This is a genomic window from Chryseobacterium sp. R2ACT005, assembly GCF_049949215.1.
Taxonomy (GTDB): domain Bacteria; phylum Bacteroidota; class Bacteroidia; order Flavobacteriales; family Weeksellaceae; genus Chryseobacterium.
Map to the genome: position 1 here is coordinate 830,537 of NZ_CP188192.1, position 13,088 is coordinate 843,624.

A 13,088-nucleotide genomic window follows, 5' to 3' on the forward strand; every position below is an offset into this window, starting at 1 on the left:
GCTTTAAAAATCGCAAATTTGCAGAAGCAGTTTTTCTAAGGAATTTTTGCCGGATCCGGAAGAATTGCCGGATAGAAAATATTGTTATATTTTAGTCAGTAATCAAGTAAAATAATTAATGATTTTTGTAACGGGTGCTACCGGAATTCTGGGAAGAATAATTGTACTGGAACTTCTTAAAAGGGGTAAAAATGTACGTGCTTCCAAAAGACCGGGCAGCAATTTAAACGAAGTAAAGCATTCATACAGCTTTTATACAGAGAATCCCGACGATTTTTTCAACAAGATCGAATGGGTAAACGTAGATTTTGATGATCTCAATTCTCTGACAACAGCACTGCGAGGTGTGGATGAGGTGTATCATTGTGCCGCAAAAGTGAGCTTTCATCCCAAAGATGAAAAAGAAATGTACCGTACAAATATTAAAGGTACAGAAAATCTCCTGTTTGCGTGTGAAGGATCAGACGTTAAAAAATTTCTTCATGTGAGTTCCGTTGCCGTTCTTGATAATTTTAATGAAAAAGGAGAACTGGACGAAGATTCTGACTTTAATCCAAAACTGGAACACTCTGCCTATGCTATTTCAAAACATTTATCTGAGATGGAAGCATGGCGAGCTTCAGCAGAAGGCTTGAATGTAGTCATTATCAATCCGGGAATGATCGTAGGAAGCGGAAACTGGAATCAAAGCAGTGGAGAACTTTTCTCAACCTTTGAAGACAACAGTTTTACTTTTTCAGGAGGTTCTGCCTATGTTGATGTAAGAGACGTAGCCTATACTGCAATCGGGCTCATGGAAAATAATCTTTTCGGAGAACGTTTTATCATTGTTGCTGAAAATAACAGATATGCCGACCTGGCAAAACAGGTAAGAACCCGTCTGGGGCTTAAAGATGCCAGAATTCTTTCACAATCCATATTAAATATCGGAAGAATAGCCAATATCCTTTTCGGATGGCTGATTCCCAAACTGAAAATGGCTACCAAATCAAATATTGAAGCCATTTCTTCATTCAACACCATTTCCAATCACAAAGTCAAAGAAAAACTGAACTATCAGTTTATTCCTGTAAAAGAAAGTATAGACTTTCACCTGAATAATTATATTAACGACAAAAAGCTGAAGAAATGAATCTTGCAGAGGCAATTATCCTTAAAAATGTAGAAAAACATCCTATAAAAGCAGCCATCGGATTTAAAAAGAAAGATGGAGCCTGGAAAGAGCTGAGCTGGAAAAAATTCAGTGAGGTTATTTTTAAAACAGCCAATGCTTTAAAGGAAGCTGGAGTTCAGGAGAATGACAGAGTTGCTATTTATTCGGATAACTCATCAGAATGGATGATCGTTGATCTGGCTTCAATGTCCATTGGCGCCGTTACGGTACCTATTTATTCAACCAATAATGCGGAGCAGGCAGAACATATCATTAACGATTCCGGAGCTAAAGCTGTTTTAGTAGGAAATCAGATGCAGTATGATGCCTGTCTTGAGTTTTTACATAATGAAGAAAACAATCTTGAAACCATTATTGTTTCTAAAAAAGCAGTATGGATCAAGAAAGAATTCAATAGTTTTTATCTTGAAGATTTTATTGCAAAAGCTTCTCCGGAACTGGAGATATGCAAAAAGGAAAATGATGATACTGCTACATTGATCTATACTTCCGGAACTACCGGAATTCCGAAAGGGGTAATGCTTACTCATGGAAATTTTATCAAAGCATTTGATTCTCATTTTGAATTTTTTAAGTTTAAAAACTTCGAGGAAGAACTTTCGCTGGCATTCTTACCATTAAGCCACGTTTTTGAAAGAAGCTGGAGCTTATTATGCTTATATGGCGGAGCTCGTGTGTATTTCCTGGAAGATCCTAAAAATGTAGCCAAAGCACTGGAAGAAGTAAAACCTACTGCCATGTGTGCGGTACCGAGGTTTTTCCAGAAAGTATATGCAGGAGTTCTGGAAAAAGCAGAAGAAGGTTCATCATTGAAGAAGAAAATCTTCGACTGGGCTCTTAAAACCGGATGGGAAACTGCTGAATTGAGAAGAAATGAAAGACCAATTCCTTTTGGATTAAAATTCAAAGAAGCTGTCGCAGACAGATTGGTTTTCAGTAAAATAAAAGAAAAAATGGGTGGAAGACTTTGGTTCTTACCTTGTGGAGGAGCTTCATTGTCACCGGAAGTTACCCGTTTCTTCGATTCAGTGGGAATTCACGTGACAGTAGGTTATGGATTGACAGAGACTACTGCAACATTGACACTTTTCCCTTTAACACATTTTGAACATGGTACGAGCGGAAAGCCTTTACCGGGTGTTGTAATGCGTATCGGGGAAAACGATGAAATTCAGGCGAGAGGAAACGGAATCATGAAAGGATATTATAATAAACCTGAAGAAACCCAGAAAGTATTCACAGAAGATGGATGGTTCAAAACCGGTGATGCCGGAAAGTTCGATGATAAAGGAAATCTTATTATCACAGATAGAATCAAAGATCTGATGAAAACTTCCAATGGAAAATACATTGCTCCACAACAGATTGAAAATCTTCTGACCAACAATAATTTTATCCAGCAGATTATGCTGATTGCGGAAGGAAGACAGTTCGTTTCAGCGTTGATTGTTCCAAATTTTGAATTTTTACAGGATTATATTAAAAAGAATGGTATTCCTTTCACCAATTGGGAAGATGCTGTAAAAGATGAAAAGATCATCAACCTTTATAAAGAGAAAATAAAAGAATTACAGAATCACCTGGCGGACTATGAAAAAGTGAAGAAATTTACTTTGATGCCGGCAGAATTTGATATCAATACAGGAGAAATTACTCCTACACTGAAAGTCAAAAGAAATGTAGTGATCAAAAAATACGCAGATATTATAGAGAAAATGTACTAAGCAGTACAGTTAAATTAGACTATGACGACACAAGATTTTATAGGAAAAGAAAATTTTACCATTCATACACAAACGGTTTCAGAAAGCTGCCCGTCTAATATTGCCCTGATTAAATACTGGGGAAAATATGCGGATCAGATTCCTGCCAATCCAAGTATCAGTTATACCTTAAACCATTGTAAAACCAATACCTCAATGGAATTCATCGCGGATGGAGCTTTTTCGGTACAGACCTTTCTGGCTGGAAATGAAGAAGTGAAGTTTGCCGAAAAAATTGAGAAATATTTTAAAAATATAGAACAGTATCTTCCCTGGATTTTAAAAGGAAAATATATCATCAGAACAGAAAATACATTTCCCCACAGTTCAGGAATTGCAAGTTCAGCTTCAGGATTTGGAGCCATTGCAAAATGTCTGATGGCATTGGACACTTCATTTACAGGAAAAACTTCTGGAGAAGAATCTTTGAGAAAGGCATCATTTTTAGCAAGATTAGGAAGTGGAAGTGCATGCCGAAGTTTGTATAACGGACTTGTGGTATGGGGAAAAACTGATGAGGTAGAAGGAAGCTCAGATCTTTTCGGGGTACAGTATCCGGATGCTGAAATTCATGATGTATTCAAAAACTTTAACGACTGGGTTTTACTGATTCATGAAGGGCAGAAAAGTGTTTCCTCAACAGTGGGACACGGGTTGATGAATACCAATCCTTATGCGGAAAGAAGATTTCAGGAAGCAAGGGAAAACTTTGTTCCAATGAAAGAGATTCTGAAAAAGGGAGATATGGAACGTTTCATCAGGCTGGTAGAACATGAAGCACTTACGCTACATGCGATGATGATGATGAGTGATCCTGCTTTTATACTCATGAAAACAGGTACTTTGGCGGTTATCAACAAAATCTGGGATTTCAGAAGAGAAACTGGCCTATCATTATTCTTTACGTTGGATGCTGGAGCTAATGTTCACCTTCTGTTCCCAAATAATGGGACTGAAGAACAGATTAAAGCCTTTATTGAAGCTGAATTATTACAGCACACACAGAAAAATGGAGTAGTGAAGGATGTGATGAGATTTTAAAATTAAAAATATTCAATAGAAGTGGGCTTTAGCCCACTTTTTTAATCCTCAGTAACCACCGTTTCCCGGTCTCCGTCTTCTTTTTTTCCTTCCTCTATGATAATTTCAGCCTCTGCTTTCTCTTCGGAAGTCGCTGTTTCAATCAATTCTTCCTGTTCATCGTTGTGATGGTCTATAAAAAACTCACAGTATACCGGAAGGTGGTCTGAACCAAAATTTTCCAATGTCTTCAGCTGTTTAATAAAAATATCTTCACTATGAAACATCAGATCGATAGGAAATCTTAAAAGACGGTATTTCGCATGGAAGGTAGAAACAAAAGAATGCCCGATTCTCGGATCTATAAGATGACTTGTTTTTCTGAAAAGTACGGATGATCTTGACCATGCAACATTATTGAAATCTCCCACTACAATAACAGCTTTTTTAATGTCTTTTACACATTTGGCAGTACTTAGAAGATCGCCATCTCTTTCCTTTGAAGTTTCTTCTTCCGTAGGACTCGGCGGTGGAGGATGAACCCCGAAGAAAACAAAAGAAAAGCCATCAGCTGTTTTCATATGGATTTCAATACTCGGAATATCATCAGCTACGAAATAATGGGTCTTTGCTTCTTTGATTTCAATTCTGGAATAGAAATGCATGCCGTAAGTGTTTTCAAGAGTCACTTTATGCTGGTAGCAATATTCTTTTTCCACAGATCTCATTGCCTTTTCCCAGTCACCATTGCTTTCCATAGTCATGAAAAAATCGGGGTTATGTTTTTTAATAAGTCCGGTGAATTTCTCATATTCTTTATTGAACTGATAAACATTGGCAGAAATAAAATGCAGTTTATCAGAAGACTTGTGACGCTGTCTGTGTTTTTTTACTGGGTAAAAACGAGTGTATTTGATGAGGGTATGGCTGTGATGAACAAATAAGACCAGCAGAAGCCCCTGGTAATACCATAAATATCCATTAGAATCAGTAAAAAGGCCTAACAGAAAAGTAAGAAATATAAGGTAGGTGATTTGTATTTTAGCAAATTCTGGCATCCTGAATATCCAGTGTGAATGCTGAATTTTTGGCAGTATGGTCATGACCAGCAGAAGTATGGCCAAAGTCAGATAAATAATCCACATATAAAAGCTCTGAAATAATTTTGACCACAATTTAAGGAAAATGAATTTTAAAATTTGTTAATCAATTTAAATTTTATTTTATCTATTTTTAATTATCTAAATCTATACTATGAATAAAATAATTATATTTCTTCTTCTGATCAGTATTTCGGGTTTCGGTCAGCAGAATAAAGATATTGAAAAACCTATCCGTAACTTATTCCTTGGTATGAAAAATGCAGATCCGGAACTGGTAAAATCGGCCTTTGCTGAAAATGCCGTTTTTCAAACGATCGCAAAGGATGGTGCTGTAAAAAGTGACAGCATAGCGGATTTTGTTGCTTCGGTTTCAAAATTTACAAAAGGAGATCTGGATGAAAGGATTGTAGTAGAAGCCATTCATACAGATGGAGACCTGGCCAGTGTATTTACGCCTTATTCTTTTTACTTAAAGGGAAAATTATCTCATTGCGGGGCTAATAGTTTTCAGCTGGTAAAGCAGAATAACGAATGGAAAATCCAGTATATTATTGATACAAGAAGAAAAGACAACTGTAAAGAAATACAATAATAAAGTTCAATTGAAAATTAATTTAAAATAGAAAATGAAGATCCATCATATTGCAATCATCTGCTCAGATTATGCCGTTTCAAAGAAGTTTTATACGGAAATTTTAAACCTGAATATCATCAGGGAAGTATATCGGGAGGAAAGACAGTCTTATAAACTTGATCTCGCTATCGGAGATCATTATGTGATTGAGCTGTTTTCTTTTCCCAATACTCCACAACGTCCGTCACGTCCTGAAGCATGCGGTTTAAGACATCTTGCTTTTTCTGTTGAGAATGTCTCGGAAAAACGGAATGAACTGCTAGGAAAGGGATTGGATTGCGAAGAAATCCGTATAGACGAATTCACCGGAAAAGAATTTTTCTTTACCCAGGATCCCGACCAATTGCCGTTAGAGTTTTATGAAATGTAAAAATTAGTGTGCATAGCCTGCAAAGAAACTCACTGCCATAATCGCTAAAACAATAGAAGAAATGACTACATATACGTAGTCTTTTTCTTTTAGATAGCCTATTAAAGCGAAAACAATTCTCATTAAAGGGGTGAAGATCAACAGAAGAATTCCCAGCTGAATAATAGCCATTCCTTCTCCTTTACACAGGGAATTCCAGAAATGTCCCCATACTTTCTCTGAAGAAGTACCTACCACAAGGCTGGTATATTTTTCGGGCATTTTGAAACCCTCAAAAAATAACTTGATAAAACCAATCAGGGATGTTGCCACAGAAAGAATAACACCCAATCTCAGAAGGTTTCCTACGGAGCGGTTCAGATCTACATCTGTAAAATTCTTTTTCATTATCTGAAGCTTTTGTTGATACCGTTATACATCATATAAACCGAAAGAATGGTAATCACAATGGCAAAAAATACCTTTAATTTTTTTGTCTTTGATACCATCAGTGTTTTTGAACCAATAAAACTTCCGATGACAACTCCTATCAATACCGGAGCTACAATGACAGGAATAATTTCTCCTCTCTGGAAATAGATCAGTGCACTCGCTACTGCCGTTACTCCGATCATAAAATTACTGGTCGTTGTAGATACTTTGAAAGGCAGTTTCATCATATTATCCATTGCCAATACTTTCAGCGCACCAGAACCTATTCCTAATAACCCAGACATTGCACCGGCAAACATCATCATCAAAAATCCAGGAACTGTATTTCTTGCAGAATAGTTTTTCAATATTCCTTTATCAGGGAATGTTCCGTACAATTTCAGTTTATCTTCAAGACTTCCTTTGATCAGAGGTTCCTGGTGATCGGGCTTTCCTTTAAGATTTAAAATAACCGTTAAAAGAAGAATACTTGCGAAAATAATTCCGATTGTATTGGGGTTAAGCATTCCGGAAACCAGAGCACCCGCAATAGCTCCTGCTGTGGTGGCAATTTCGAGAAACATCCCGATTCTCATGTTGGTAAATCCTTCTTTGACGAACGCTACGGCCGCGCCGGAAGAGGTGCCAATCACTGAAATAAGTGAAGCACCGATAGCATAATGCATTGGAACGCCGAATCCCAGCGTTAATAAAGGAATGATAATAACTCCTCCTCCTAAACCCGTAAGTGAACCTAAAAGACCAGCGGAAATTGCGCCAAGGAAGAGTATGATGATTTCTGACATACTACAAATAATGTTACAAATATAAAATTATTGTAGTAGTCTGCCAAACATTTGAAAAAGATAAATTTAACGTATTTTTGCATGCATGAAAAATGTAATGAAATTATTTTATGTTATCCTTGGGGCAACTCCTAAAGGAAGAAATATTGAGCAGCACGATGTTTTCTTCGGAATAGCAGAGAATCTTAAAGATTTGATTCCGGATATGAAAGAGTTTTGGAAGGAAGCAGAAGGTAAAATTCACCTGGATTGTTATCAGGAAGTCAAATTTGCTGACGGCTATGAAGTGGAAATTGTAGAGAAGGGAGAGAAATCATCAGAAGACCAATTATTTTTCCTCAATCTGGGAGGATATAAGCCGGGGGTTTTTGAAGAATTCCATGAGCAACATTTAATGGTGGGACAGTCTATGGGAGAGATTGTAAAAAGGGCAAAAGCTACCGAGTTTTATCAGACAATGGGCTTTGAAGGAGCTGTAAGCCATATTGATGATAAGCATGGAGTGGATATTGATGATATTTTCAATGTGAGTGATATTCTTCCTGCCTATATGAAAGAAAAATACACTATCATTCTTAAAAAATCTGATGCAGAAAATCAGGAGAACCCGATGGGACTTGGGTATTTAAAAATCGATAAAATTCAATAAGAAGTAAATTTAATAAAAATAAAAAATGAAAATAGGAATTCTGGGAGGCGGACAGCTGGGAAGAATGCTGATACAAAGTGCACTGAAGTATGACGATGAGTTTTATACTCTGGATCCGGCTTCTGATGCGCCATGTCATAACATATCGTATTTTACACAGGGAAATTTTAATGACTATGATACAGTTCTGAACTTCGGAAAAGACAAGGATGTTGTAACCATTGAAATAGAACATGTAAATGCTGATGCATTGGCAGAACTTGAAAAGCAGGGAATAAAAGTTGTTCCTAATGCCAGTATCATCAAAACGATCCAGCAAAAGATCCTTCAGAAAGAATTTTATAAAAGCCATGATATCCCAAGCCCGGAATTTCAGGTAGTTTGGAATAGTGATGAGAAAATCATTATGCCATTGCCGTTTGTTCAGAAAATGAATACAGGCGGATATGACGGAAAAGGAGTACAGGTGATCAAAACGGAAGAAGATTATCAACACTTATGGACGGAAGCTTCTGTCATTGAAAGTCTGGTAGATATTGAAAAAGAGCTTTCCGTAATTGTGGCAAGAAATGAAAAAGGAGAAACCAATATTTTCCCGGTGACGGAAATGGTTGCTGATCCCAAATTAAATCTATTAGACTTCAATGTATGTCCGGTTCTTTTAACAGAAGATGTTCAGAATCAGATTGATTCCATAACAGAGAAATTTCTAAATGCGGTGAACTCTCCGGGATTGTTTGCTATCGAATTATTTCTTGACAAAGAAGGAAAAATATGGGTGAATGAAACCGCTCCGAGACTGCACAATTCAGGACATCAGAGCCAGGAAGGAAATACCAATTCTCAATTTGAGCAGATGTACCGAGTGGTGAAAAACTTACCTTTAGCCGATACTGATGCTATCACTTACAGCGGAATGCTGAATCTTGTTGGAGCAGAAGGATACGCTGGAAAAGTAGTCTATGACGGAATGGAAGACGTTCTTAAGTTACCTGAAACCTACATTCATTTATATGGGAAAACCGAAACCAAGCCAGGAAGAAAAATGGGACACATCAATGTCCTTGCAGATTCCAGAGAAGAACTTATGGAAAAGCTTGTCATGGTGAAGGGAATGGTACGAGTAATTTCCGAGTAAACTATTTAAAAAAAATATAAAAGGGAGCTGTTTAAATTTTTAAACAACTCCCTTTTTGTTATACGGCTATTCAATAGGAGCGGGCTTTAGCCGTTTATAAAATGATTATAAATTCAATTGGCTTTAGCCAAAACATAAAACCTAAAATCTAATGCTATTGATGATTTAATTGTTTTGATTTATCAAGGATTTTTAACCACCTCGATACTGTCTTTCTTATAATTGTATTTGATATAGCTTCCTAAAGCTGTTGACAGAACTGAAAATTCTTCCAGTTTTGTAAGCGGAGCATAGAGTTTAAAAGTACAGATATCCGTTGCAGAAATAAAAGGATTAGTGACTAAATGGCTGTGGGTAGCCATTGTTACAGTACCTCCGTTTTCCAATGACGTAAAAGCCGGAATAAGCCTTGAATGAAATTTTTTACTGGAAATAATAGTACCCTTTTTATCAGAAATAAAAAGATAATCATTTCCGAAGGGGATGACTCCGGACTGTGCAGTACCTGGTATTAAATATACCTTATAGTTTTCATTAAACGGAATAATAATCATATTAAGACTATATCCCTGTGGTACCGTTACCTCATATTTTGGATCATATAACTGTGGTATAATGGCTGATCGGATATTTTTTAATGTGCTTTCAGTTTCATTAAGTTCTCTTTGCTTATAACTTTCATCTATGGGTTTTGTTTGGTTATTTTTAAAAGAAAATTCGGCGATGATCAGATTACTGCTTTTATTAAGAAAAGCTGTTTTTATATTATTATCGTTGGTTTGATAGGTGATGTAGCTTCCGGTATTTTCAGCCAAATTTTTGTTATTGCCTACAAGATCTCCGGCATGCCATGATGCACTTTCATATGAATAGAGTAGGTTTCCTTCTGCTTTGATGGAATCTAGTTTCTGCCGGAGTTCCTTATCAGAAAGAGTAAGGCTTTGTGCAGAGATAATCATTGAAACTAAAAAGAATAATAATCCGATAGTTGGTCTCATAGGTTATTTTTTGAGCCAAAATACGAAATTGCTAGATTCTAAAAAGGTATTGTTATCATTTTTCCTTTATATTCTCCATTTACAATTTTAAAAAGAGCAACATAACCTCCCGCTCCGTCAGAATTAATAGCTGTGATATATAACGTATCGTTTTTACGGTCAAAATGACATTCCGTAAATTCATTGTTAGGATTAAAGAGATTTTCAATCTCCCGGTTAGGAATCTGAACTTTTTTATCTCCAATCTTTACCGTAATAGATTGGTAATAGGTTTGAGGAATGGTGCCGTCTGTTCCCCATATGGGTTGCCCTTTATATTTATCCTCAATTTTTTGCCCGTTATAATCAGATGAAGAAAAGAATTTTTTATTTTCCTTGTAATTGAACTTCCCTGAAATGATATCTACCTTGATATTCCCAGATTTGAAAACCGCTTTATTTTCATTCCTTACTATAGGAGAAACAGGTTCGTAAGATTCTATCAATTGTACTCTTGAACTATGGATGTAGCCTATTATTTTGTCATTATAATAAACATTCAGCCAGTTTTTGTTCTTCTCATCCGGTTCATAAGCGTAGACAATTTCATCAGAATTGACCTTTCCTACAATCTTACTTTTAGCATCTGCATTCTCCCTCACATTTACATAACCATCTTTGTCTACAATTTTAGCAAACTGAGCAAAAGACATTTGTATGCTTAGAATTGCTATTAACAGGAATACTTTGTTTGCTTTCAATGGTTTATATGTTTTTTTTGTTAAAATAATAGTTGTGATGGAATCTACAATCAAGGCAGAGATATTTTACTAAAGAAAACTAAAAGAGAGAACTTATTATTCGATTATGGTAACTTCCAGCATCCCTCTTTTAGCTTCCAGCTTTAAAAAGCTTTATTTAAAAATCTTCTGAATCACATTTCCAATCTCTACAAAATCCCCATGATTTCCTACGGAACGTATTTCGGGACTGTTTTTATCATATTCTGAGAAAGGGAAAATCAAAAGATAATTGTTGTCTTTCAGATTTCTGTTGAGAAGTTCCGGGATCAGTCTCATTCGTGGAATATAGGATTTCATGCCTCGTTTTGCCATCAGGATAATCAGCGCTTCATCATCTTTCAGCTGGGCAGCGGTTCTTTCGCCATCCTGCCATGTGCTCATAATGATAAATTCTGCTTCTATACTGGCTTTTTTCATAATTTTCTGTAGAATATCAATGATATTTTCAGGGGCATAAAAAACAACTGTAGCTCCGGAATTTCTGGCAATATTCCAGACCCTAAGCAATGCATGGAAGAATCCTGCATCCTTATCGGCATTCTCAGGAATCATGACGGCATATTTCTTTATGGTAGAAAGCGGTTGTGCAGCATGATATACCAGCACATTCACATCATCATTCTGCAGGTAACCGTTGTAAAGATTATAGACAAAAGAAGGTGAGAATCCTTTTTCATCCTCCAATCCGATGATGAGGTCTGTGATTTTCTGTTCTTTAATCACATTATTTACTCCATTGACAACATCATTGTCATATCTTTTTAGGGCTTGCAGTTTCACATCTGCGGCTGCGGCTGCATCTGCGGCCTGATGAAGAAGTTTCTCAGCATTTTTTACTGAAGATTCATTTTTATCTTCATTGATGACGTTCAGGGCAAACAGATCTTCTGTATTGGAATGTGCTTTAATCAGAATTCCAAGATTCACCATTCGCTCAACAGTAGCCTCATGGTTGATGGCCAACAGAATGCTTTCTTCTTCATGCGTATTTCCGGAAACGGTATCTTCATTATCACTTTCAGCAATTTTCTGAGCACTTGCCATAGAAATAAAAGAGGAGATGGTACATGAAATCAGGATCAGAAGAATACTTCCGTTCAGTACATGTTCATTCAATAATCTTACAGGTTCTCCGGTCTCGGTTTCAGAAAGTATGATGTTGTATCCTACCATTACTGAAGCCAGTGTTGCAGCTGCAGAGGCAGAACTTAACCCAAAAATAAGTTTTCCTTCCTCCTTAGTCAGTCTGAATGTTTTTTGAGTTGCTACCGCAGAAAGATATTTTCCTCCTATGGACGCTACCAGCATAATTCCGGCAACTTCCAGTGTTTCCCAGCTTTTAAAGAACACTTTAAAATCAATCAGCATTCCTACGCTGATCAGGAAGAACGGAATAAAGATGGCATTTCCTACAAATTCAACTCTGTTCATCAAAGAAGAAGTATGAGGAATAAGTCTGTTTAAGGCTAATCCTGCAAAGAATGCCCCGATAATGGCTTCCACACCCGCAAGTTCCGCAAGCATCGCTGCCAGATAAATCATGACCAATACGAAAATATACTGTGAGATTTTATCATCTACTCTTTTGAAAAACCAACGTCCTATAATAGGAAAGACAATGAGTACAATCAGTGCAAAAACAATGAAAGAAACCGATAATTTAACCCAAAATTCTGTCCCTACATCTCCCTGGGACATTCCCACAATTATGGCAAGTACCAATAAGGCCAGGATATCCGTGATCATTGTACCTCCAACGGTGATATTAACAGCCTTGTTTTTGGCGATTCCCAACTTGCTTACTAATGGATAGGCAATAAGAGTATGGGATGAAAAAAGACTGGCAAACAGAATGGAAGTCAGCATTGAAAAGTGCAAAATATAATATCCTCCAAGATATCCCAGTACAAAAGGAACGGTGAAGGTATAGATGCCAAAGGTGAGACTTTTCCACTTGTTCTTTTTAAAATCTCCCATATCAATTTCAAGACCCGCCAGGAACATAATATAGAGTAGTCCGGTGGTTCCCGTTACAACAATACTGCTGTCTCTGGACAATACATTGAATCCGTTCGGACCAATGATAGCTCCGGCGATGATAAGTCCCAAAAGGTGGGGAACTTTAATTTTATTTAGAAGTAATGGTGCTGCCAAAATAATGACCAGTACCAACAGGAACTTCAGTACCGGATCTTCTATAGGAAGACTCAGGTTGTGTATACTCAGTAAAATCATAAGTG

General features: G+C 36.8%; 13 protein-coding genes. 7 read left to right on the forward strand and 6 right to left on the reverse strand.

Annotation, left to right across the window (positions count from 1 at the left end; genetic code table 11):
- Positions 1-118: 118 nt before the first annotated feature.
- The 3 genes from ACPF63_RS03895 to ACPF63_RS03905 are packed head-to-tail and all read left to right on the forward strand — an operon-like array spanning position 119 to position 3,978.
- Positions 119-1,132: an NAD-dependent epimerase/dehydratase family protein gene (locus ACPF63_RS03895; protein WP_426482043.1), complete on the forward strand. Its 1,014-nt coding sequence runs from the start codon at positions 119-121 to the stop codon at positions 1,130-1,132.
- Positions 1,129-2,898 carry an AMP-dependent synthetase/ligase gene (locus ACPF63_RS03900; RefSeq protein WP_426482044.1) on the forward strand — a complete coding sequence of 590 codons (1,770 nt, stop codon included), beginning with the start codon at positions 1,129-1,131 and terminating at the stop codon, positions 2,896-2,898. The genes ACPF63_RS03895 and ACPF63_RS03900 overlap by 4 nt, the downstream gene beginning before the upstream one ends.
- A 21-nt stretch (positions 2,899-2,919) precedes the next feature.
- Positions 2,920-3,978, forward strand: coding sequence for a diphosphomevalonate/mevalonate 3,5-bisphosphate decarboxylase family protein (locus tag ACPF63_RS03905; RefSeq protein ID WP_426482045.1), 1,059 nt, complete (start codon positions 2,920-2,922; stop codon positions 3,976-3,978).
- Between the two features lie 41 nt (positions 3,979-4,019).
- Here ACPF63_RS03905 and ACPF63_RS03910 read toward each other — a convergent pair whose 3' ends face one another.
- On the reverse strand, positions 4,020-5,102 hold the full coding sequence (locus ACPF63_RS03910) for an endonuclease/exonuclease/phosphatase family protein (protein WP_426482046.1): 1,083 nt from the start codon (positions 5,100-5,102) through the stop codon (positions 4,020-4,022).
- A gap of 109 nt (positions 5,103-5,211) precedes the next feature.
- On the opposite strand from ACPF63_RS03910, the gene ACPF63_RS03915 reads away from it, so the two are divergent.
- On the forward strand, positions 5,212-5,652 hold the full coding sequence (locus ACPF63_RS03915) for a nuclear transport factor 2 family protein (RefSeq protein WP_426482047.1): 441 nt from the start codon (positions 5,212-5,214) through the stop codon (positions 5,650-5,652).
- Between the two features lie 34 nt (positions 5,653-5,686).
- Positions 5,687-6,064, forward strand: coding sequence for an SMU1112c/YaeR family gloxylase I-like metalloprotein (gene gloA2 / locus ACPF63_RS03920; RefSeq protein WP_426482048.1), 378 nt, complete (start codon positions 5,687-5,689; stop codon positions 6,062-6,064).
- Positions 6,065-6,067: 3 nt separating this feature from the next.
- Here gloA2 and ACPF63_RS03925 read toward each other — a convergent pair whose 3' ends face one another.
- The gene (locus ACPF63_RS03925; protein WP_047378474.1) at positions 6,068-6,451 is read right to left on the reverse strand and encodes a DUF1634 domain-containing protein; all 384 of its coding nucleotides are present in this window, start codon (positions 6,449-6,451) and stop codon (positions 6,068-6,070) included.
- A complete protein-coding gene (locus tag ACPF63_RS03930; protein ID WP_077418408.1) occupies positions 6,451-7,281 on the reverse strand; it encodes a sulfite exporter TauE/SafE family protein in 831 nt (276 codons plus the stop codon). Before ACPF63_RS03930 ends, ACPF63_RS03925 begins: the two co-directional genes overlap by 1 nt.
- Positions 7,282-7,378: 97 nt before the next feature.
- Between ACPF63_RS03930 and ACPF63_RS03935 the strand changes: the two genes are divergently transcribed.
- Together ACPF63_RS03935 and ACPF63_RS03940 are read left to right on the forward strand one after the other, a co-directional pair.
- A complete protein-coding gene (locus ACPF63_RS03935) occupies positions 7,379-7,930 on the forward strand; it encodes a DUF1543 domain-containing protein (RefSeq protein WP_426482049.1) in 552 nt (183 codons plus the stop codon).
- Positions 7,931-7,955: 25 nt separating this feature from the next.
- Positions 7,956-9,068, forward strand: a complete 1,113-nt coding sequence (locus ACPF63_RS03940; protein WP_426482050.1) for a 5-(carboxyamino)imidazole ribonucleotide synthase — start codon at positions 7,956-7,958, stop codon at positions 9,066-9,068.
- Between the two features lie 182 nt (positions 9,069-9,250).
- Here ACPF63_RS03940 and ACPF63_RS03945 read toward each other — a convergent pair whose 3' ends face one another.
- The 3 genes from ACPF63_RS03945 to ACPF63_RS03955 form a co-directional block, all read right to left on the reverse strand.
- On the reverse strand, positions 9,251-10,066 hold the full coding sequence (locus tag ACPF63_RS03945; protein ID WP_180564314.1) for a hypothetical protein: 816 nt from the start codon (positions 10,064-10,066) through the stop codon (positions 9,251-9,253).
- A 38-nt stretch (positions 10,067-10,104) separates the two neighbouring features.
- Positions 10,105-10,806 (reverse strand): SH3 domain-containing protein, encoded by a 702-nt coding sequence (locus tag ACPF63_RS03950; protein WP_426482051.1) that lies wholly within the window; start codon positions 10,804-10,806, stop codon positions 10,105-10,107.
- A gap of 153 nt (positions 10,807-10,959) precedes the next feature.
- Complete coding sequence (locus ACPF63_RS03955) at positions 10,960-13,083, reverse strand: cation:proton antiporter (RefSeq protein WP_077418416.1); 2,124 nt, start codon at positions 13,081-13,083, stop codon at positions 10,960-10,962.
- Positions 13,084-13,088: the final 5 nt, after the last annotated feature.

Coding starts and splice junctions, on each gene's coding strand:
- ACPF63_RS03955 (WP_077418416.1), bottom strand. CDS start 13,083: ATGATTTTACTGAGTATACACAACCTGAGTCTTCCTATAGAAGATCCG.
- ACPF63_RS03895 (WP_426482043.1), top strand. CDS start 119: ATGATTTTTGTAACGGGTGCTACCGGAATTCTGGGAAGAATAATTGTA.
- ACPF63_RS03915 (WP_426482047.1), top strand. CDS start 5,212: ATGAATAAAATAATTATATTTCTTCTTCTGATCAGTATTTCGGGTTTC.
- ACPF63_RS03940 (WP_426482050.1), top strand. CDS start 7,956: ATGAAAATAGGAATTCTGGGAGGCGGACAGCTGGGAAGAATGCTGATA.
- ACPF63_RS03935 (WP_426482049.1), top strand. CDS start 7,379: ATGAAATTATTTTATGTTATCCTTGGGGCAACTCCTAAAGGAAGAAAT.
- ACPF63_RS03910 (WP_426482046.1), bottom strand. CDS start 5,102: ATGTGGATTATTTATCTGACTTTGGCCATACTTCTGCTGGTCATGACC.
- ACPF63_RS03925 (WP_047378474.1), bottom strand. CDS start 6,451: ATGAAAAAGAATTTTACAGATGTAGATCTGAACCGCTCCGTAGGAAAC.
- ACPF63_RS03905 (WP_426482045.1), top strand. CDS start 2,920: ATGACGACACAAGATTTTATAGGAAAAGAAAATTTTACCATTCATACA.
- ACPF63_RS03930 (WP_077418408.1), bottom strand. CDS start 7,281: ATGTCAGAAATCATCATACTCTTCCTTGGCGCAATTTCCGCTGGTCTT.
- ACPF63_RS03945 (WP_180564314.1), bottom strand. CDS start 10,066: ATGAGACCAACTATCGGATTATTATTCTTTTTAGTTTCAATGATTATC.
- ACPF63_RS03900 (WP_426482044.1), top strand. CDS start 1,129: ATGAATCTTGCAGAGGCAATTATCCTTAAAAATGTAGAAAAACATCCT.
- gloA2 (WP_426482048.1), top strand. CDS start 5,687: ATGAAGATCCATCATATTGCAATCATCTGCTCAGATTATGCCGTTTCA.